This is a genomic window from Wocania ichthyoenteri Th78, assembly GCF_000789235.1.
GTDB lineage: Bacteria > Bacteroidota > Bacteroidia > Flavobacteriales > Flavobacteriaceae > Wocania_A > Wocania_A ichthyoenteri.
Genome location: NZ_KN525716.1, coordinates 851526 through 872426 on the forward strand (window position 1 = coordinate 851526; position 20901 = coordinate 872426).

A 20901-nucleotide genomic window follows, 5' to 3' on the forward strand; every position below is an offset into this window, starting at 1 on the left:
TTTTAAGCATGCAAACTTTACTTTGGATACTTGTTTTTTTAAGTACTTATTGCTTTATGGAATTTATGGCGTGGTTTACTCATAAATATGTAATGCATGGCTTTCTGTGGAGTTTACATAAAGATCACCACAAAAAAGACCACGACAGTTGGTTTGAGCGTAATGATGCTTTTTTTATTTTTTACGCTATAGTTAGTATTACATTTTTTTTACTTTGGAAGTATAACGGTTTGTGGATTGGTCTGCCCATAGGAATAGGCATTTTTGCTTACGGTTTATCATATTTTATTGTGCACGATATTTTTATACACCAACGTTTTAAACTCTTTAGAAATGCCAATAATTGGTATGCAAAAGGTGTAAGACGCGCTCATAAAATACATCATAAACATTTAGGAAAAGAAAAAGGTGAATGCTTCGGAATGCTGTTTGTGCCTTTTAAATATTTTAAAAAGTAAACTTTTTGTTTTAGATGTCTAATAATACCCATTTCGATTACATTATCATAGGAAATGGTTTAGCGGGTTTACAACTGGCTTTAAAAATGGCTTCCAATGCTTTTTTTGATAATAAGCAAATTGCGTTAATTGATTCTTCTAAAAAAAACGTTAATGATAAAACTTGGAGTTTTTGGGAAACAGAACCTTCGCAATGGAATAATATCAGCCATAAATCTTGGAACAAAGCCTCAGTTATCACTTCAAAAAAAACAATCGATTTGGAGCTTAAACCTTATACATATAAATCTATTCGTTCTATTGATTTTTATAAAGAAGCTAAAAATCGCCTTAAACAAAATCCTAATATTCATTTTATAATAGACAGCGTAAAATCGGTTAAAGAAGAAAACGACAACGTATTTATAACGACCAAAGAAAATACTTTTACGACTTCTCATGCTTTTGATAGTCGAATTCCTGAAAATTTTTCAGAATATTCGAAACAAAGCATTTCCATAACACAACATTTTAAAGGATGGGTTATTAAAACTAAAACCGATGTTTTTGATGATAGTAAAGTTATTATGATGGATTATCGTTTAAAAGACGGCAATCAAACTACATTCACTTATGTATTACCTTTCTCTAAAACCGAAGCTTTAGTAGAGTTTACTTATTTTACTGAACAACTTGTAAATGACGAAAGTTACGATGAATACATCAAAAATTATATAAAAGAGTATTTAAAAATTGATAGTTATATTATTATTGAAACCGAAACTGGGCAAATACCAATGACTAATTTTCCTTTTGATAAATACAACACAAAACGCATTACTAAAATTGGTACTGGTGGTGGTTGGGTAAAAGGATCAACAGGTTACTCATTTAAACACACCGAAAAAAAAGTTGCTAAAATTATTGAGAATATTAAAGTTAACAAAACACCTTCAAATAATTTATTTAAAAGAAAATACAAGTTTTACGATAAAGTATTTTTAAAGGTTTTAAAAGATGAAAACCATAAAGGTGAATGGATTTTTCAACAGTTTTATGCTAAAAATTCAGTGGAGACCATGTTTAAATTTCTTGATGAAGAATCTACTTTTTTTGAAGAATTAAAAATTATGTGGTCACTATCTTCTTGGAGTTTTATAAAAGCATTTTTAAAACACTTTAGCAAAACATCATTTTAATAAATCGTCTATAGTCTGTCTAACCGAATCACTATTCCAATTGGCAGCCCCCGTTTTATCAATAACAACCTTGCCTTCTTTATCGATTAAAAGCGTTCTTGGAATACCTCTTACATTAAAGAACTCTGATTTTGAAGCTTCGTTATAAACTTTAAAAGTATAGTTGTTCTTTTCTAAAAATGAATTAATAGTTTTAAACGATTCATCTGAAACAAATACAAATTCAATCTTATTATTATAGTCATTATAAAGTTTTTGAAGACTCGGCATTTCTGCAATACATGGCGGACACCACGTTGCCCAAAAGTTTACTAATACAACTTTTTCTTTAGTGTCTTCAAAATTGAGAATTGTTCCGCTTTCATTTTTAAGCTTCCAATTGTAGTCTGTTATACTAGATTGCTTATTCTCATTTATTACTGGCGGACTAATTAGCGCCAATCCTTTTTGTAAAAATACTTGTATAGGTTTTCGTGTTTGCGGAATTAATAAAACCGCAAAAACAATTAAAAAAATTATATTATTCCTTTTTGATTTGGTAATCTTCATAAGTCTTAAATAAAAAAAGCATAGTTTCTAAGTCGAAACTATGCTTCAAATCTAACAAAAACAAAGTATTTAAAATACTTTTTATCTAGATACTGTTCCTGCTAAAGAAACAACTGGGCCAGTTCCCATATTTAAAACAGTATGATTCATCACATCTGTAGGAACTACATGAGCTAAAGGCTTTAATGTAAATGGTGCTGGACTATTATCTGGGCTTGGCTCAACAGAAATTACTATGGTTGCGCCTTTTAAATCTGTTGGAAAAGTAACCCCGGCTGGTGCATTTTGTAAAAAGTCTTCTCCAGGAAAAAATCCATCTGCTCCATTTGGTGCTGGTAAAGGTTCGCTACCACTAAACGGAGCTGCATCATCGGTTGCTGCAACTTTTGTAAATGTTCCAGTACTTAACGGCTTACCGTCTACTACAGCCCAACCTTCGTACTTCCAGCCTTCAGGTAGTTCTGGCAAACTTAATCCAGCAACAGGAGGTGGTGCATTGGTGTTATCTAAAAACCAAACGCCACTAGCTTCGTTAGTATCATCCATATCTGTTGGAGTTGCTAAAATATACTTTCCAGAAGCTGTACTAAAATCAGCAACAATACCTTTAGAGCTTACAGCAGCAGATTTACCAGAAAAATCCCCAGCTAAAATTTTTGTCGCAGCTGGAGCAGGGTCTGAATCTACTTTAGGTTCTATTGAAAGTACAAATTTTGTAGCCTTTGCCAATTGAGCTGCGTCAACAATAAAAGTTTGCGGAAATGCAACTGAAGAAAAAGTTCCTGTAGAAACTGGAGCTCCATCTACAATAATCCAACCTTCGTAAACATAATCGCTACCTAATTCTTCTAAACCTGTTAAGTTTAAAGTTAAACCAGCAGTAGTTAGTTCATCATCATTACTACAAGATGTAGTTAAAATTCCTATTGCTAATATTGCAAAAAACATTTTTTTTATCATCGCTATTTTTTTAAAATTATTTATATTTCAAAAGTATAGCACAATAATTTTATAAAATGTTAGCCATCTAACATTAAGCAATTTTTTTATGAATTCTTATTTCTTTTCTTGAAAACTCGATAACTTTCTCTTCTTTTAACTCATTTAAAAGAATATTTAAAGTAGGTCGAGATGTGCCGATTAGTGAAGCTATATCTTTTTGAGTATAAGGGTGATTTATAACTTTATCTCCAGTTTTTTCGCAGTCGTAACAATAATCTGAACATAACTCATCTAAAAATTCAACAAGTCGTGTTTTAGCATCTTTAAATAATAATAACTGAAGTCGACGTTCTAATTTCTTTAATTTGAAACCAATAACTTTATATATTTTAAAACTAAAAGTTTGATTATTTCGCATTAAATCATGCATAGTATCTACTGATATTGGACAAATACTTGTAGTATTATCAATAGATTGGGCAAACTCTTCTCTAATAGATTCTCCTAAAATAGCGGTTTCTCCAAACAATTCGCCGCGAGTTAAAATAGCTTTAACGACTTCATCTCCTGCTTCGCTATAATAACCAATCTTTACTTTTCCTTTTTCTATAAGATATACTTTATTTGCTGAGTCTTCTTCAAAATATATATAGTCTTTCTTTTTGTAGGCATCAAAATCATGCTCAGCTTTGTAGGCTTTAAACTTATGGGGACATAATACTTTAAAAAGATTCACATCATCAAAGAACCAAAGTGATTTCATTTTGCAAATAGTTTTTGTTAGTGTTTTAAGGTCGCTTTTAGGTTTAACTCCTTACAAAATAAGGCGTAAAAAAACCTCCGTTTATAGAGGTTTTTTTTTATATAAAAATATGTCCCGTCCTGAAATAGCGATACACTAAAACTTTAGTGTAATGAAAACATCAGAAAACACAGGTTACGTTAAGCGTACCCAAAAAGATTACTCCCTTTCTTTTAAACTAGAAGTTGTCCAAGAAATAGAGCAAGGATTTCTAACTAGAAGCCAAGCACGTGACAAATATGGCATTCAAGCTGGTTCGACCATTACCAGATGGTTAAAAAAATATGGTAACTTTGACTGGCAAGAACAAATCTCCACCAGTATGTCTACAACTCCCGAGCAACGTATTTTAGAATTAGAACAGCAAGTAAAACTATTAGAAAAGCAGAAAGCAAGAGCTGAATATCTAGCAGAACGCGCAGATAAAAAAGTGATTCTTTTTGATATGATGGTTGATATGGTCGAAAAGGAATATAATATTGATGTTAGAAAAAATTACAATCCCGAGTTATTGACCGCTTCAAAGAAGCCCACAAAGAAACAGTAGTTTCTACCTGTTATTTACTCGGGATTGATAGACAGGTTTACTATAGGTCGATACAATCCAAAAGACAAAAACAAAGTGTTGCCCAAAAAGTAATAGCACTAGTGCAATCCGTTCGCATATCCATGCCAAATCTTGGAACTCGAAAGCTTTATCATATACTGAAAACACAATTAACAGCTTTAAATATTGGTAGAGATAAACTCTTTAGAATACTAAGAGCAAACCATTTACTTATAAAACCAAAACGAAGTTATCATGTTACAACAGACTCACATCATCGTTTTAGAAAACACAAAAACTTAATAAGTACTTTAGAAATTAAAAAACCAGAACAAGTTTGGGTTAGTGATATCACATACACAGGAAACAGAAAAAATCCATCTTATCTCGCTTTGGTTACAGATGCTTATTCTAAGAAGATTGTAGGGTATAATGTATCTAACAGTTTAAATGCATCTGGTTCTATATTAGCTTTGGAAATGGCTATTAAAAACAGAAAATATAAACAAAAAGGTTTGATTCATCATTCTGATAGAGGTTTACAATACTGTTCTGATGACTATCAAGAAAAACTAAAAGATAACTTTATAAAACCAAGTATGACTGAACAATATGATCCTTATGAAAATGCTATCGCAGAACGTATAAATGGTATTTTAAAACAAGAATTTGGTATAGCGAAACACAATGTGGATTTAAAGCTAAGGATCATTTTAATTAAAAATGCAATAAAAATTTACAATAAAAAAAGACCGCATTGGTCTAACAACATGTTAACTCCAATACAAATGCATCAACAAAACACTTTAAAACCAAAACGATATAAATCAAAAAACCTGAACAATAGTAATATTGTTCAGGTTTAATTTATAAATTTAATCCTTTATTAATCTGTATCGATTATTTAGGACTAGACAATAATTAATTTGCATTACTCTTCTTCATCATGAATTTTTACCTCATTATTTTCATCATCTAAAAGACTTAGCATATTATGTTGATGTAATAAATTATACCATTGCAAAACCTTTTTGATGTCGCTTGCATATACTCTATCTTCATCATAGTCTGGCAAAACATCAAAAAAATATTCTTCTAATTTATCTTTGCTATCTTTTGGCTTAACACTTGTTTGCCCTCCCTTTTCTTTATCTTTAATAGTAGTGAAAACTTGTCTTAAAGGAACCTCTTCTGTTAATGTATAAATAGCTATTTCGCTTAAAACACTAACATTTTGTTGTACACTTACAGATATACGTTTATTATCTATTAACGATTCTGCTACAAAACCGCCTCTTGTTTGTGCTATTAGTTTATACAAACCTGGTTTCCCAGAAATAGCTAATACTTTATCTAAACCCATAAATTATTTTTTTTTTAAAAGTGGCAAATATCAATTGTTTAATAATATAGTGCAACTATTATCGTTTCTTTTTTTGATCAGGAAAACGCATTCTGTAATCAACATTAATTTTTCCTTTTGATATATTATTTAGCTTTCCTTTTATTAAACGCTTTTTTAAACTCGATAATTTATCGGTAAATAATATGCCTTCAATGTGGTCGTATTCGTGTTGAATTACTCTAGCAATTAAACCTTCAAAAACTTCGGTGTGTTTTTTAAAATGCTCATCAACATATTCAACCGTAATTTTTGGTTTTCTAAATACATCTTCTCTAACATCTGGAATACTTAAACAGCCTTCGTTAAAAGCCCATTCGTCGCCTTCTTCTTTAATTATTTTAGCATTTATAAAAACACGTTTAAAATCTTTTAATGCATTTTGCTCATCTTCTGAAAGCTCTTCATCTTCAGAAAAAGGTGTGGTATCGACTAAAAACAGACGAATTGGTAATCCTATTTGTGGTGCAGCTAAACCAACACCAAAAGCGTTGTACATAGTCTCGAACATGTTTTCTAAAAGCATATCTAAATTCGGATATTCTTTTGTAATATCTGTGCTTTTCTTCTTTAAAACTGGGTCACCATAGGCTACAATTGGTAAAATCATTACGGTTACATTATTTAATTTTTGCAAAAATACAATACTTAATATTTATGGGAAGTATTTATGCTTAAAAATACATCTTTTATAAAACTATTTAGAGTATAGATAGCTTTGCAAAATAAGAGTTGCACTAATTTCATCAATTAGGGCTTTATTTTTACGTTGTTGCTTTTTTAAACCACTATCAATCATGGTTTGAAATGCCATTTTGGAGGTAAAACGTTCATCAACTCTTAATATAGGAATATTTGGAAATTGTTTTTTAAGTTTTATTAAAAATGGTTGAATTAGTATTTCGCTTTCAGAAGCTGTATTATCCATCTGTTTAGGTTCTCCTACTAAAAACAATTCAACCTTTTCTTTATTTACATAGTCTTTTAAAAACGCGATAAGCTCTTTAGTATAAACTGTAGTAAGTCCAGAGGCAATAATCTGTAACTCATCCGTTACTGCTATTCCTGTACGTTTCATACCATAATCTATTGCTAAAATACGAGCCATAATTAATTTTATTCAAAAATAGTGTATTAAAATAAAAAAGACTGCCTTTACAGACAGTCTCTTAAATAATTTAACCTTAATTATTAATATTTGAACTTTATTTTTATGCTACTTTAGCTTTATTTATTTTAGGAAATAACCATTTAATATTTTCAACCTTTCTTACACGGTTTAAATATACTCTAATATCACTATTAGTTTTTGCTACATTTTCTTTTACTTCAACAGTATTAGTTTTAGTTTCCTCTTTATTTACTACATTATTATCACTTTTAATAGTAACAGTAACATCTTCATCATTATCAGAAACTGTAATAGTATTTTCAGTTTCAACTTTTACTACATTGTCTTGTGCACTTGCAAAAGAAAAAGAAAGTAATAAAATTAATAATATGTAAATATTTGTTTTCATCAGATTTGGTTTCGTTTAATGGTTCAAATATAGAAGTGCATTAAAGCTTAACCCAATAAATTAGTTGTAACACATTGAATTTTCGTTTATTAGAAAACGGTAGGACTTCTGCCGATGAATAGTTGAACGGCGTGTTTTTAACTACTAAATACGCTTAAAATGTATTTCATCGATTTATTTATTTCCTTAAAAGTGAAAATCGTCTTTAATTTTTTGAAAAATTCACTTTATAAGGCTAAAATTTTTACCATATACGCAATCTATATTATAGACATTTCACGCTTTATTTTGAATCTTAGACATTATATTTGCTTAAAATATAAATACCAATGACAGAATTACAACAAACCATTGAAAACGCTTGGAACAATAGAGAACTTTTAAAAGAAAAAGCTACTACGATCGCCATTAGAAGCGTTATTGATTTATTAGATAAAGGCGAATTACGAGTTGCTGAGCCTATAGCAAACGGATGGCAGGTTAACGAATGGGTTAAAAAAGCTGTTGTTTTATACTTTCCTATACAAAAAATGGAAACTATTGAGGCTGGCCCTATGGAGTTTCATGATAAAATACCATTAAAAAGGGGTTATGCTGAAAAAGGAATCCGTGTTGTGCCACATGCCGTTGCACGTCACGGAGCCTACATTTCCAGCGGTACCATATTAATGCCGAGTTATGTAAATATTGGCGCCTATGTTGATGAAGGCACTATGGTTGACACTTGGGCAACTGTTGGTAGTTGTGCACAAATTGGCAAAAACGTACACTTATCTGGTGGTGTTGGTATTGGTGGCGTTTTAGAACCTTTACAAGCTGCTCCAGTAATTATTGAGGATAATGCTTTTATAGGCAGTCGCTGTATTGTTGTTGAAGGCGTTCGTGTAGAAACCGAAGCGGTTTTAGGTGCTGGTGTTGTTTTAACTATGAGTACAAAAATAATTGATGTAACTGGAGATGAACCTATTGAGTACAAAGGAAAAGTTCCTGCGCGTTCTGTGGTTATTCCTGGTAGTTATGCAAAAGAATTTGCTGCTGGTAGTTATAATGTGCCTTGTGCTTTAATAATTGGCAAACGTAAAGAAAGCACAAATAAGAAAACATCGCTTAATGATGCATTGCGTGAGCACAATGTTGCGGTATAAATTTTAAAGCTTCAAAAACTAAATTCTAAATTCCAATGCGTATAAAATTGGAATTTGGAATTTTTTGTTTGTAATTTGGTGATGGAATGAAAATTTTAGTCATACAGCAGAAAATGATTGGCGATGTGCTTACAAGCAGTATACTGTTTGAGGCGCTTAGACAGAAATACCCAAATGCCCAATTGGACTATTTGATTAACGAGCATACTTTTCCTGTTGTAGAGCACCATCCGTTTATTGATAATTTTATTTTTTTTACCAAGGAAGCCGAAAGCAGTAAAAAAGCGCTTTTTAAGCTCGTAAAATCAATTAGAAAAAAAGAATACGATATTGTCATTGATGTCTATTCAAAACTTTCAAGTAATTTGATTACGGCTTTTTCTAAAGCAAAAACCAAAATTTCTTATTATAAATATTATAGCTCGCTCTTCTATCATCATAATATAAAAAGACAACAAAGCACTAATGGAAAATCTGGCTTAGCCATTATTAATAGAATGCAGTTGTTACAGCCTTTAGGAATTGAAGCAACATCAATTAAACCAAAAATCTATTTAACCGATAGCGAAATTTCGAATAGCAAACGTTTTTTAGAAAAACATCAAATAGATTTAAACAAACAGTTGTTTATGATTAGCGTTTTGGGTAGTGGCGATAATAAAACCTATCCGTTTCCTTATATGGCAAAAGTTATTGATGCCATTGTTGAGAAAACCAGTGCACAAATTCTGTTTAATTACATTCCAAAACAAGAAACACAAGCTAAAGCGATTTTAAATTTATGCAAAACCAAAAAGCATATTAAATTTCATGTTTTCGGGAAAAGTTTAAGGGGATTTTTAGCGATAACGCATCATTGCGATGCGGTAATAGGCAACGAAGGTGGAGCTATAAATATGGCGAAAGCATTAAATATTAAAACCTTTGCCATTTATTCCCCGTGGATTGACAAAGCGTCGTGGAATCTTTTTGAAGATGAAAACAACCTAAGTGTGCATTTAAAAGATTACATGCCCGAGTTGTACACAAAACCCGAAAAGGAATACAAAAATGAAGCATCAGCTTTATATCAAAAATTTAAACCCGAATTGTTTATTTATAAACTTGAGGATTTTTTAGTGTCATACCAAATTTAACTCTTCAAAGTCTCCAAAGCTTTTTTTACAGCAGTTTCAACAAATTGTCCTTGCATCACTTTTTCTTGAACTTTCAAAACATTGGTTTTCATGGTTTTATAATCAGATTCTGTTACGTTTTCTAAAATAGCATTCAAATCCTTTAAATTAGAAACCGCAATGCCCACCTTATTTTCAACTATAAAACTGGCAATAGCGGCTTTGTCCCATACAATAACAGGTAGTCCGCACAATAAATACAATGAAGTTTTATGCGGATTGTTATATTTTAAATATTCGCCTAAATCACCACTACAAGCTTCGGTTGAAATACCATCCCACACCAAACCAAAATCGGCTTCAATTTTATGTGCAATTTGATCGGAAGGAAAAGCACCTTCATAAAAAATAACAGATTCTTCTTCACTCACTTTTCGTTTACTTCCATCAAAACCAATACCGTATAATTTTAAATTATACTTGCTGTTTCCTAAAACATCAAAATCGAAAATATACGCGTTTTTACCTTCGCCAAAGCCACCAGCGTAAGCAATATTGTATGTATCTTTTTTAATTCTGTTTATATTCTGGATTGGTTTTTCTTCAGAAACATAATCGAAAATACCCAAAACCACGATAGGTATTGTTGTGCCTTGATTTAAAAACCATTGCTTCATAGAATCGTTGTGCACAATTATAACATCGGAGCACACTATTTTAGACAGTTCCTTTTCAACATCTTTTACCCGTCCTTTTAAGCATCTTACATCGTGTACAATCGTAATTATTTTACAGCGTTTGAATTTCGCAAAAAACAAGATTAGTTTTCTAAATTTATTATTGGGATATTGCGTGCAGATTGTCGACTTAAACGGCAAACGTAACAAAGCTATTGTAATTCCAAGAAAATTCTTTATCGTTCCAATAGCAGAACTAGGGATAGACGATTGTTTAAACCCAAGGTTTTTAAACCCTAAGTTTTGCAATGATATTTCGCAATCGGTTTTTGCTTTTCCTGCGGCATTAAATAACGACTTATAATTTCTGGAAATGTAATACATAAAGGCTAAAAAGTTTTGTTTAGGAAATTAATATTCTAGTTTTGTTAAAAATATAAAAGTATGCAAAAGTATGATTATTTAATTGTTGGTGCCGGATTATTTGGCTGCGTATTTGCGCACGAAGCCACCAAAGCTGGAAAAAAATGCTTGGTTATCGATAAAAGAAACCATGTGGGAGGCAATGTGTACTGTGAAAATGTGGACGGTATTAACGTACATAAATACGGCGCCCATATTTTTCATACCAACGATAAACAGATTTGGGATTATGTAAACCAATTTGCGGAATTTAATAATTATGTGAATTCCCCCGTTTCAATTTCTAAAGAAAAACTGTACAATTTGCCTTTTAACATGAACACCTTTTACCAGTTATGGGGCACAAAAACACCCAATGAAGCTAAAAAAATTATAGAAAGCCAGATAAAAGAATACGGTTTTAAAAATCCGAAAAACCTAGAAGAGCAAGCCTTATCTTTAATAGGAAAGGACGTTTACGAAACGCTGATAAAAGAATACACCGAAAAGCAATGGGGCAAAAAAGCAACCGAACTTCCTGCCTTTATTATTAAACGCTTACCCGTGCGTTATACCTTTAACAACAACTATTTTAACGATAAATATCAGGGTATTCCCATAGGTGGTTACAACAAAATTATTGATGGTTTATTGGAAGGTATTGAAACAAAAACCAATGTTGATTTTTTTGAAAATAAAGAAGCATTAAGCAAATTAGCTTCAAAAATTGTGTACACCGGAAAAATAGACGAATTCTATAATTATAAGTTCGGGAATTTAGAATACCGCTCGCTGCGCTTTGAAAACACGCGTTTGGAAAAAGAAAACCACCAAGGCAATGCCGTAGTAAATTATAACGATGGTGATATTCCGTACACCCGAATTATCGAGCATAAACATTTCGAATTTGGCAAACAAAACCATACCGTTATAACCAAAGAATTCCCCGAACAATGGACAAAAGAAAAAGAAGCCTACTACCCTATTAATAACGACGACAATCAAAATAAATATCAGCAATACAAAGTCCTGTCGCTACAAGAAAACAACGTTGTTTTTGGTGGTAGACTTGCCGAATATAAGTATTACGACATGCATCAAATAATAGCTTCGGCACTACAAAAAGTTAAAAAGGAACTCAATAAATAATGCTTTTAAATCTTTACTTCTAAATTGAAGAATTCTAAAAAAATATCGGCTTTACTTATCACGTATAACGAAATCAACCACATTGAAGCCGTTATAAACAATATTAGTTTTGCTGACGAAATTATAGTTATAGATTCTATTAGTACAGACGGAACGCTTGAAAAGTTAGCTGAATTTAAACACGTTACCACCATAAAACGCAAATTTAAAAACTTTGCAGACCAAAGGAATTTTGCCTTACAACAAGCCACTCACGATTGGGTTTTGTTTATTGATGCCGATGAATGCTTAACCGGTAAATTAAAAACCGAAATAACTGCAACAGTTAACAATCCCACCGATATTGCGGCATTTATGGTTAAACGCTTGTATTATTTTAAGAAAAAAAGAATCCGTTTTAGCGGCTTTCAAACCGATACCACTTACCGGTTATTCAAAAGAAACAAGGTTAAATATATTGAGGACAAAATAGTACACGAAATGCCCAAAATTGATGGCAAAAGCGGTATTTTAAAACACAATATGTTGCATTATTGCTTTGATAGCGCTGCCCACTATAAAGCAAAAATGGAGCACTATGCAAGCCTTAAAGCTTTAGAGCTTTTTAAAAAAGGCAAAAAAGCCAACACTTTCCATTTTATATTTAGGCCATTTTACAAGTTTGTGGTAAACTATGTTTTTAGGCTTGGTTTTTTAGATGGAATAGCTGGTTTTCAAATTTGTTATTTAAGTGCTTATGGGGTTTATTACCGCTATAAAGAACTTCAAAAACTCAATAGGTCTTCCAAAATTTAAACTTCTTTTTTAAACGTCTTTTTCGGTGGTATTTTTCTTGAAAAGCTTCGGTTTCGTACCACATTAAATTAAAAATGGTCTCGTAGTTTTCTCCAGAACATTTGGCGTATTCATCACTCATCACCTCTACCATCGATTTATGGATGGTTAATTTTGAGAAATTTTTAATCCGGGTTTCAAAATCCAAATCCTTAAACTCCATGCGGTTTAAATCCACCAAATAAAAATCGTAACCTTTTTCGGTTTTTTTAATTAACGTGTTTCCTGGGGAATGGTCTAAAAAATGAACCCCTTTTTCGTGCAAATCGAATGTAAATCGTGTAAAGGCTCTGAGAATGGCATCGTAATTTGGAATGTTAAAATCGGTTGTTAATTCCCGATACGTATAATCACAATCAATCTGCTCGCTTATATAATAGCTTTTTTTGAATAAAAAAGGAGTTTTAAATTCGTAATACGCCACAGGGTGCGGAGTGCCGATGTTTAAATCTTTCAGCTTATTGGCGTATTCAAATGAGCGTTGCGCTTTGCTTTTTCTAAAAAAACGATACGCGATTTGATTGATTAGATTCGGCACTTTAAACGATTTAACGTTAATCGTTTCATCACCCAATTGAAATAATTTGAGTGAATTTCTTTCTTGATTGCCAAAATCTTCACCAAGCACATCAAAATTTTCGATGAAATTATCCAACTCGCTTTCAAACGATTTATACGCTTTATGAATCACTTTTTTCATAAGGCAATATTACAATTACTTTTTTCTTTTAAAAAATCTAAAGCATTTCATACATATATTTATTTACTTTGTAAAAAAGAGATATGCAGAATATTTTTTTAGAATCGCATAATATTAAAAACCAACATTTTGGCTTTGGTCAATTTAATTATCATTTAATAAAAGGGCTATATAACGCAAATATTGAGGACTTTAAAATAACGCTTCACGCCAAAGACACCCATATTTTAAAGGAAGAATTCGGTACTTATTTTAACTATAAAAAATACTATTCGTTACGACGACACAAAGCTTTTAGAATAAGAAAAAAATACGATTTATGGCATTGTTTAAATCAGAATATTAAGATTGAACCACATCACGATATGCCATATATGCTCACGGTACACGATGTTAATTTTATTGATGAAGTTTCAAGCGATTTAAACCACGAAAGAAACATAAAATTTCAAAATAAACTCAATAGAAGCGGTGCTATTACTTACATTTCGGACTATGCAAAACAATCGACTCATCAATATTTTAAAGTACCAAATGTACCAGAATTCGTTATTTATAACGGCAACCCGATTATCGATATTGAAATTCCCGAAAACCATAAGCCGAAATTAACTTCCAAAAAACCGTATCTATTTAGCATTGGCGAATTTACCGAACGTAAAAATTTCCATGCCTTGATTGACATGTTAGCGTTTTTGCCAGACTACGATTTAATCCTTTCGGGCAACAACAATACGGGGTATGCTAGTGGCAGATTGCAAGACACCATTAAAAAGTTAAAACTGGAAAACCGTGTCATTATTACCGGAAAAATATCCGAACTAGACAAACAATATTACATGCAAAACTGCGATGGGTTTGTGTTTCCGTCGTTGCGCGAAGGTTTTGGTATTCCGCCCATAGAAGCCATGCGTTTTGGGAAACCCGTTTTTCTATCAAACAACACGTCGTTACCCGAAATTGGCGGCGAACACGCTTTTTATTGGAATCATTTCGAACCCACTTACATGGCCAAAGTTTTAAAAGAAGGTTTAAATATTTTCAATAAAAACAAAACCGAATTATCCCAAAATTACGTAAAACACGCCAAAAGCTTTAATTGGAATGACGCCGCAAAACAATATATTGAGGTTTATAAAAGCATTTTATTTAAAAAGTAAATCCTAAATTTGCTACCTAACCATTAAAAAAGCCCATAATGATTTTTAAAATAATTATTGCAGTTATCCTATTGGCAGTCTTGATTCACTATGCCATAAAATTCGCAAAACACAAATCATTATATCCGTTTATGCCTTTTAAATATAATTTCAGAAGACGCAGAATAACTTTTGCAAAAACACTTAAACTACTGGACGAAAGAAAAGTTAAAACTATTATTGAAACCGGCACTTCCAGAGAAGGGTTGAATAACACCAAAGGCGATGGTGGCGCGACCATAGTTTTTGGAAAATGGGCGCAGCAAAACCATGCCAAAATGCACTCTGTTGATATTAGCGAAGATTCGGTAAAAGGCTCACAAAGCGAAGTTGATAACCAAAATTTAAACGATACGGTTACTGTGCATTTAAACGATTCGTTAGCGTTTCTTAAAACCTTTGATGAACCCGTAGATTTCTTGTATTTGGATAGTTACGACTATTCAAAAACCGATACGGAGATTCAAATGAAAAGTCAGGAACATCACTTAAAAGAATTTAAAACCATCGAAGATAAATTGCATAAAGATTCCATTGTGCTTATCGACGATTGCGGATTACCTGGTGGCGGAAAGGGCAAAACCGTAATCGCATATATGCTTGAAAAAAACTGGAAAATTTTAATTGACGCCTATCAAGTTTTATTGGTAAAAAAAGAAAGTCTTTCATAAATTTTTTGATGAATACCGAGATTAAAAACGCACTACAAGTCTTAAAAAACGGTGGACTTATACTCTATCCAACCGATACCGTTTGGGGCATTGGTTGTGATGCCACGAACCCTGAAGCGGTTAAAAAAGTGTACAAACTAAAACAGCGTGAGGACAGCAAAGCCTTAATTTGTTTGGTAGCCGATGATAGAATGCTTAAAAAATATGTAAAAAAAATACCCGAAGCCGCATATAGCATCATCGATATTTCTGAAAAACCAATCACTATAATTTATGATGATGCTCAAAATTTAGCTTCAAATTTAATTGCTGACGATGGCACTATCGCTATTAGGATTCCAGATGACGAATTTTGCTATCAATTATCAAGAAAACTTAATGGTGCAATCGTTTCAACTTCGGCAAATATTAGTAATAAACCAACTCCAAAATCGTTTAAAGAAATAGCTCCAGCCATTTTAAAAGGTGTAGACTATGTTGTAAATTTGCATCACGAAAAAATCTGCGACAAACCCTCCTCAATTATTAAATTGAGCAATAGCGGGATTATTAAGGTGATTCGAGAGTAAAAACAGCCACTAATACACGAATATTTATGTCTAAAATTATTTATAAAGACGAAAGCTATGCTATAGTTGGGGTTTTATTTGAAGTTTATAATAATTTGGGAAGTGGTTTTTCAGAAATTGTTTATAAAGATGCTATCGAATACGAATTTAAAAGTTTAAATATTCCATTTCAAAGAGAAAAAGAATTTAGCGTTGCGTATAAAGACACTTTACTAAAACATAAATTTTACGCAGATTTTGTGGTTTTTGATAAAATTATTTTAGAAATAAAATCGACAGAAAACCTAAACGACAAGCATACTACTCAATGCATAAATTACTTAAAAGTATCACAATGTAAACTCGCTATTTTAGCAAATTTTCACAAAGATTTATTAGACCATAAAAGAATCGTTTTATAAAAACATTCGTGGATTCGTGGCAACAAAAAAAATGAATTATAAAGAAGCATTATATCATCCCATTTTTAAGATTATATCGCAATCGGCTAATGAGCTACAACTCGACAGCTTTGTTATTGGGGGTTTTGTACGCGACCATATTTTAAAGCGTGGCGCTGCCAAAGACATTGATATTGTAGCCATTGGCAGTGGGATTGAACTCGCTAAACAAGTCGCCAAAAACTTGCCCAATAAACCCAAGGTTCAAATCTTTAAAACGTACGGAACAGCAATGCTTAGGTATGATGATATTGAAATAGAGTTTGTTGGTGCAAGAAAAGAATCTTATAACGAAAATAGCAGAAATCCTATTGTGGAAAATGGCTCTTTAGAAGACGACCAAAACCGTCGTGATTTTACAATTAATGCTCTAGCATTAGATTTAAGCGAAACTAAATTTGGTGATTTACTCGATCCGTTTAATGGGATAGACGATTTAAAAAATCAAATTATAAAAACACCTTTAAATCCAGATATTACTTATAGTGATGACCCCTTACGAATGATGCGCGCCATAAGATTTGCCACACAACTCAATTTTAAAATTGAGGATGAATCATTAAAATCTATTTCAAAAAACTGTCATCGTATTAAAATTATAACCAACGAACGGATTGTTGTAGAATTAAATAAAATTTTGGAAAGCGAAACGCCGTCAACAGGGTTTTTACTATTAGAAAAAACCGGATTGCTACAGCACATTCTACCAGAACTTACGGCTTTAAAAGGTATTGACGAAATTGAAGGTCAACGTCATAAAGATAATTTTTATCACACTTTAGAAGTTGTCGATAATATTGCAAAACATACTGACAACCTTTGGTTGCGTTGGGCCGCTTTATTACACGATATTGGTAAAGCACCAACAAAAAAGTTTAGCAAAAAAGTAGGTTGGACATTTCATGGTCATGAATTTGAAGGTTCAAAAATGGTGTATCATTTATTTAAGCGATTGAAAATGCCATTAAATGATAAAATGAAATTTGTTCAAAAAATGGTATTTATGAGCTCTCGCCCAATCGTGCTTTCTCAAGATATGGCAACCGATTCTGCGGTGCGTCGCTTGGTTTTTGATGCTGGAGATTATGTTGAAGATTTAATGACACTTTGCGAAGCAGACATTACCACAAAAAATCCAAAAAAATTCAACAAATATCATAACAACTTTAAAATAGTACGAGATAAAATTATTGAGGTTGAAGCACGTGATCACGTACGTAATTTTCAACCACCAATTTCTGGCGAAGAAATTATGAAAACATTCAACTTAAAACCATCGCGCGAAATTGGTGTGATTAAAGAAACTATAAAAGAAGCCATTTTAGAAGGCGATATTCCAAATGAATATGAAGCTGCATATCAACTCATGTTAAAAGAAGGAAAGCGTTTAGGCCTAAAAGCATCAAATTAATTATGCTAAAATTAATTAGAACAAATTTTGACAATAAAGACTTTATAAATTTAGTAAAAAAACTAGATGATTATTTAACTTTTGTTGATGGCGATGAGCATGATTTTTACAATCAGTACAATAATATAGATGTTTTAAATAATGTAATTGTAGCCTATTCTAATAGTATTCCTGTTGGTTGTGGTGCTTTTAAAGCGTTTAACACAAATACTGTTGAAATAAAGCGCATGTATACAAATTCTGAAAACAGAGGCGAAGGTATTGCATCTAAAATTTTAAAAGAATTGGAGATTTGGAGCAATGAATTGGGTTATAATTATTGTGTTTTAGAAACTGGTATCCGTCAAGTGGAAGCTGTTCAGTTTTACAAAAAAAATAATTATACTATCATTCCAAATTTCGAACCATACAAGAATGTAGAAAACAGCTTATGCTTTAAAAAAGATTTGATTTAATATACTATTGTCTCCTCGAGCGCAGTCGAGAGGTTTTTAGCAATAAATTAATGAGGTCTCGACTGCGCTCGACCTGACAAAAAATGAAAAAAGACAACAAAAAAGTTATTTATTGGTTACTTACAGGATGTATTCTTATTTTTATAATGGTGATTGTAGGTGGCATAACTAGGCTAACAGATTCGGGTTTATCTATTTCAAATTACAAATTAATAACAGGTACTATTCCACCGCTTAACGAAACCGAATGGCAAAACGCTTTTGAATTATATCAACAATATCCGGAGTATCAAAAATTACATTCTCACTTCACAATTGATGATTTTAAAAGCATTTATTTTTGGGAATGGCTACATAGACTAATTGGCAGAGTTATAGGTTTAGTGTTTATCATTCCGTTCTTATATTTTCTTATAACTAAACAGCTCTCAAAAAAAACCATTAAAAAATGTTTGGTCTTATTGGTTCTTGGTGGCTTTCAAGGGTTTTTAGGCTGGTACATGGTTAAAAGTGGTTTGGTAGATATGCCAGATGTTAGTCATTACCGTTTAGCTGCACATTTAACAACGGCTTTCCTTACTTTTGCTGCCACACTTTGGGTCGCTTTAGATTTGTTTTATCCTAATAAAAAACCAACAAATATTAAGTTTAGAAATCTTATAATAATTAGTTACTTAATTCTTATTATTCAAATTATTTACGGTGCTTTTGTAGCTGGTTTAAAAGCGGGTTTACTGCATAACCATTGGCCTTTAATGAATGAAAATAAATTTATGCATCACACAGTTTATATACTCGAACCCTTTTATAAAAACCTTATTGAAAACCCAAGTGGCATTCAGTTTATTCACAGAATTTTAGCGTATTTTGTGGTGATTTCTATTTTAATATTATGGTATAAAACTCGTAAAATGGCAATTACAAAACTTCAAAAAAGAGGCATAAATACATTATTAATTTTGGTAGCTTTTCAATTTCTATTAGGCATTTTTACTATATTATATGCTGTACCGCTATGGTTAGGAGTAGCTCATCAAATAGGAGCATTTTTCCTTTTAAGCGCCATGACATTTACCTTGCATCGTTTCAGCAAATAATACAAAAAGACTTATCTTTGCATCAATAATTTTTCAGAATGATTTACAGATTTAGAGTTATACTTGATAATGATACCGAAGAGGATATTTTTCGCGATTTAGAAATCCGAGAAACAGACACGCTAGAAGATTTACACAATATTATCACACAATCTTTTGGATTTGATGGCTCTGAAATGGCATCATTTTATTTAAGTAATGATACTTGGGAGCAAGGTGAAGAAATTTCGTTATTCGATTTAAGTGAAGATGCTTCAGCTCGCCTAATGAATGAAACTAGCATCAATGATGTTGTACATGAAATACAACCTAAACTAATTTATGTTTACGACTTTTTAAGCATGTGGACGTTTTATGTTGAATTAGCCGAAATAGTTGATGAAACTGAAGGACACGATTACCCAAATCTTATGTTTGTTCAGGGTCAAGTACCAGAAAATGCTCCAGAAAAATTATTTGAAGCTGATGATGATGATGATGATTTTGACGAGTTTGAAGACGGTATTGATGTAGATGATTATGAGGATTTAGACTTTAACGAAAACTGGAATTAATACTACGTTTTTTTCTTAAATTTTCCAGATTTACATTTTCATAGTTCCGTGTTAAATATTCCAAAGAATATTTAAGGATTTGTCCCATATTTTTACTTCGCTTAAAATTCACATCTTGTGTATGTTCAAATACTTTCATTTTTAAAGAATCAATATTTTCATCTTTTGAAATTGAGTCTTCAATCATACATTTTAATAATCTATTTATTCTTTTGTGAAAACTTTTTAAACGTTTCACCAAAATAGAACGCTCTTCAATTTTATATTGATCGATTGATGGCTTTTGAATAATTCCTGAAACCAATTCAACCATTTTTATATTCTCTTTAAAAAACTGCGGTCTGTAAATATTAAACTTACCCTCATAAGATTGTTGATCAAAATCAATCGCCCGGATTTTGTAAACAACATGGTCAAAATCATGAGTGGGTACAATAACATAGTTATAAGAACGCATATCTCCCAAAAGTCTTATCATACAGCGTTCGTTAAACTTAACAAACTCCTTAGCTATTTGTGCTTTTTCAGATTTAGTACAATTTGGTAGCATATTTTTTATAAACTCATCACCAGGTATTCCTGCAATATGCTCTTCTATTAATGTGTTTTTGTATATTAAAAAATTCAAATTATAAGGTGATAGCATATGCTCTAATTCTAAACCATACACCCGAGAAGCATCAGCTGTTTTTATATAAAAGTAAGTGTAATTGTCATTTAAAATATTTCTAATTTTAATTCTAAAGGGTTTCGAATTTCCGAACGTACAAAAATCAATGGCATCAACATTTAAAAAAGGTAAAATATCATCATTACCATCAGAATGCAAGATTGTATATACTTTTTTTAACGATAAATCTATTTCTTCTCTTTCAAATTCGTTGTAATAAACGCGTATCCATAAAGTATCATTATCATCTTTATCATAAACTACTATTGAGCCCTGAAAACGCAACAAATCATCATAAAAAATAGGTATTTTTATATTTCTATTATACCTAGAAAGATAATCGTGTAATTTGGTGGTTACAGGAAATGAAGGTTTCTTTTTTGATATTTTTAAATCTTGCATACTTTATAAACTT

At 31.6% G+C, this 20901-nt stretch carries 26 protein-coding genes; 16 read left to right on the forward strand and 10 right to left on the reverse strand.

Annotated features, from left to right (window positions below; all coding sequences use genetic code 11):
- The first annotated feature begins 8 nt into the window (after positions 1-8).
- Together RG22_RS03610 and RG22_RS03615 are read left to right on the forward strand one after the other, a co-directional pair.
- Positions 9-458: a sterol desaturase family protein gene (locus RG22_RS03610; RefSeq protein ID WP_034040952.1), complete on the forward strand. Its 450-nt coding sequence runs from the start codon at positions 9-11 to the stop codon at positions 456-458.
- Positions 459-472: 14 nt separating this feature from the next.
- Positions 473-1636, forward strand: a complete 1164-nt coding sequence (locus RG22_RS03615; RefSeq protein ID WP_034040954.1) for a lycopene cyclase family protein — start codon at positions 473-475, stop codon at positions 1634-1636.
- Here RG22_RS03615 and RG22_RS03620 read toward each other — a convergent pair.
- The 3 genes from RG22_RS03620 to RG22_RS03630 all read right to left on the reverse strand — a co-directional run bounded on the left by RG22_RS03620 (position 1628) and on the right by RG22_RS03630 (position 3890).
- Positions 1628-2185 carry a TlpA family protein disulfide reductase gene (locus RG22_RS03620; protein ID WP_034040956.1) on the reverse strand — a complete coding sequence of 186 codons (558 nt, stop codon included), beginning with the start codon at positions 2183-2185 and terminating at the stop codon, positions 1628-1630. The two genes, RG22_RS03615 and RG22_RS03620, sit on opposite strands and share 9 nt — an antisense overlap.
- Positions 2186-2266: 81 nt before the next feature.
- Positions 2267-3145: an anti-sigma factor gene (locus RG22_RS03625; RefSeq protein WP_034040958.1), complete on the reverse strand. Its 879-nt coding sequence runs from the start codon at positions 3143-3145 to the stop codon at positions 2267-2269.
- A 73-nt stretch (positions 3146-3218) separates the two neighbouring features.
- Positions 3219-3890, reverse strand: a complete 672-nt coding sequence (locus tag RG22_RS03630) for a Crp/Fnr family transcriptional regulator (RefSeq protein ID WP_034040960.1) — start codon at positions 3888-3890, stop codon at positions 3219-3221.
- Between the two features lie 151 nt (positions 3891-4041).
- Between RG22_RS03630 and RG22_RS17955 the strand changes: the two genes are divergently transcribed.
- Together RG22_RS17955 and RG22_RS17555 are read left to right on the forward strand one after the other, a co-directional pair.
- Positions 4042-4476 (forward strand): transposase, encoded by a 435-nt coding sequence (locus RG22_RS17955; protein WP_034040217.1) that lies wholly within the window; start codon positions 4042-4044, stop codon positions 4474-4476.
- 23 nt (positions 4477-4499) lie between these two features.
- Positions 4500-5342, forward strand: coding sequence for an IS3 family transposase (locus RG22_RS17555; RefSeq protein WP_034040219.1), 843 nt, complete (start codon positions 4500-4502; stop codon positions 5340-5342).
- Between the two features lie 65 nt (positions 5343-5407).
- On the opposite strand, the gene RG22_RS03645 is transcribed toward RG22_RS17555, so the two are convergent.
- From RG22_RS03645 to RG22_RS03660, 4 genes are all read right to left on the reverse strand, one after another.
- Positions 5408-5839, reverse strand: coding sequence for a DUF5606 family protein (locus tag RG22_RS03645; protein ID WP_034040962.1), 432 nt, complete (start codon positions 5837-5839; stop codon positions 5408-5410).
- 58 nt (positions 5840-5897) lie between these two features.
- Positions 5898-6488 carry a peptide deformylase gene (gene def / locus RG22_RS03650; protein WP_034040964.1) on the reverse strand — a complete coding sequence of 197 codons (591 nt, stop codon included), beginning with the start codon at positions 6486-6488 and terminating at the stop codon, positions 5898-5900.
- 87 nt (positions 6489-6575) lie between these two features.
- Positions 6576-6986 carry a Holliday junction resolvase RuvX gene (gene ruvX / locus RG22_RS03655; protein ID WP_034040966.1) on the reverse strand — a complete coding sequence of 137 codons (411 nt, stop codon included), beginning with the start codon at positions 6984-6986 and terminating at the stop codon, positions 6576-6578.
- 103 nt (positions 6987-7089) lie between these two features.
- Positions 7090-7398 (reverse strand): hypothetical protein, encoded by a 309-nt coding sequence (locus RG22_RS03660; protein ID WP_034040968.1) that lies wholly within the window; start codon positions 7396-7398, stop codon positions 7090-7092.
- A gap of 329 nt (positions 7399-7727) precedes the next feature.
- On the opposite strand from RG22_RS03660, the gene RG22_RS03665 reads away from it, so the two are divergent.
- Both RG22_RS03665 and RG22_RS03670 read left to right on the forward strand, forming a co-directional pair.
- A complete protein-coding gene (locus RG22_RS03665) occupies positions 7728-8543 on the forward strand; it encodes a 2,3,4,5-tetrahydropyridine-2,6-dicarboxylate N-succinyltransferase (RefSeq protein WP_034040970.1) in 816 nt (271 codons plus the stop codon).
- 86 nt (positions 8544-8629) lie between these two features.
- Positions 8630-9679, forward strand: coding sequence for a glycosyltransferase family 9 protein (locus RG22_RS03670; RefSeq protein WP_034040972.1), 1050 nt, complete (start codon positions 8630-8632; stop codon positions 9677-9679).
- Here the strand turns inward: RG22_RS03670 and RG22_RS03675 are convergent.
- The gene (locus tag RG22_RS03675; RefSeq protein ID WP_034040973.1) at positions 9676-10719 is read right to left on the reverse strand and encodes a glycosyltransferase; all 1044 of its coding nucleotides are present in this window, start codon (positions 10717-10719) and stop codon (positions 9676-9678) included. The genes RG22_RS03670 and RG22_RS03675 overlap by 4 nt on opposite strands.
- A 60-nt stretch (positions 10720-10779) precedes the next feature.
- On the opposite strand from RG22_RS03675, the gene glf reads away from it, so the two are divergent.
- On the forward strand, positions 10780-11886 hold the full coding sequence (glf, locus tag RG22_RS03680) for a UDP-galactopyranose mutase (RefSeq protein WP_034040976.1): 1107 nt from the start codon (positions 10780-10782) through the stop codon (positions 11884-11886).
- A gap of 24 nt (positions 11887-11910) precedes the next feature.
- On the forward strand, positions 11911-12681 hold the full coding sequence (locus tag RG22_RS03685; RefSeq protein ID WP_034040979.1) for a glycosyltransferase family 2 protein: 771 nt from the start codon (positions 11911-11913) through the stop codon (positions 12679-12681).
- On the opposite strand, the gene RG22_RS03690 is transcribed toward RG22_RS03685, so the two are convergent.
- Positions 12659-13420, reverse strand: coding sequence for a lipopolysaccharide kinase InaA family protein (locus RG22_RS03690; protein WP_034040981.1), 762 nt, complete (start codon positions 13418-13420; stop codon positions 12659-12661). The genes RG22_RS03685 and RG22_RS03690 overlap by 23 nt on opposite strands.
- Before the next feature lie 83 nt (positions 13421-13503).
- Here RG22_RS03690 and RG22_RS03695 point away from each other — a divergent pair, with 83 nt between their 5' ends.
- The 8 genes from RG22_RS03695 to RG22_RS03730 all read left to right on the forward strand — a co-directional run bounded on the left by RG22_RS03695 (position 13504) and on the right by RG22_RS03730 (position 19816).
- On the forward strand, positions 13504-14580 hold the full coding sequence (locus RG22_RS03695; protein ID WP_034040983.1) for a glycosyltransferase family 4 protein: 1077 nt from the start codon (positions 13504-13506) through the stop codon (positions 14578-14580).
- 38 nt (positions 14581-14618) lie between these two features.
- Positions 14619-15290: a class I SAM-dependent methyltransferase gene (locus RG22_RS03700; protein WP_034040985.1), complete on the forward strand. Its 672-nt coding sequence runs from the start codon at positions 14619-14621 to the stop codon at positions 15288-15290.
- Between the two features lie 8 nt (positions 15291-15298).
- On the forward strand, positions 15299-15859 hold the full coding sequence (locus RG22_RS03705; RefSeq protein WP_034040987.1) for an L-threonylcarbamoyladenylate synthase: 561 nt from the start codon (positions 15299-15301) through the stop codon (positions 15857-15859).
- 26 nt (positions 15860-15885) lie between these two features.
- Positions 15886-16260 carry a GxxExxY protein gene (locus tag RG22_RS03710; protein ID WP_034040989.1) on the forward strand — a complete coding sequence of 125 codons (375 nt, stop codon included), beginning with the start codon at positions 15886-15888 and terminating at the stop codon, positions 16258-16260.
- Between the two features lie 31 nt (positions 16261-16291).
- Entirely contained in the window at positions 16292-17710 is a 1419-nt protein-coding gene (locus tag RG22_RS03715) for a CCA tRNA nucleotidyltransferase (RefSeq protein WP_034040991.1), read from the forward strand.
- 2 nt (positions 17711-17712) lie between these two features.
- Positions 17713-18165: a GNAT family N-acetyltransferase gene (locus RG22_RS03720; RefSeq protein ID WP_034040993.1), complete on the forward strand. Its 453-nt coding sequence runs from the start codon at positions 17713-17715 to the stop codon at positions 18163-18165.
- 83 nt (positions 18166-18248) lie between these two features.
- Positions 18249-19262 (forward strand): COX15/CtaA family protein, encoded by a 1014-nt coding sequence (locus RG22_RS03725; protein ID WP_034040995.1) that lies wholly within the window; start codon positions 18249-18251, stop codon positions 19260-19262.
- Between the two features lie 38 nt (positions 19263-19300).
- The gene (locus RG22_RS03730) at positions 19301-19816 is read left to right on the forward strand and encodes an IS1096 element passenger TnpR family protein (RefSeq protein WP_034040997.1); all 516 of its coding nucleotides are present in this window, start codon (positions 19301-19303) and stop codon (positions 19814-19816) included.
- Here the strand turns inward: RG22_RS03730 and RG22_RS03735 are convergent.
- Positions 19797-20888 carry a hypothetical protein gene (locus tag RG22_RS03735; protein ID WP_034040999.1) on the reverse strand — a complete coding sequence of 364 codons (1092 nt, stop codon included), beginning with the start codon at positions 20886-20888 and terminating at the stop codon, positions 19797-19799. The two genes, RG22_RS03730 and RG22_RS03735, sit on opposite strands and share 20 nt — an antisense overlap.
- Positions 20889-20901: the final 13 nt, after the last annotated feature.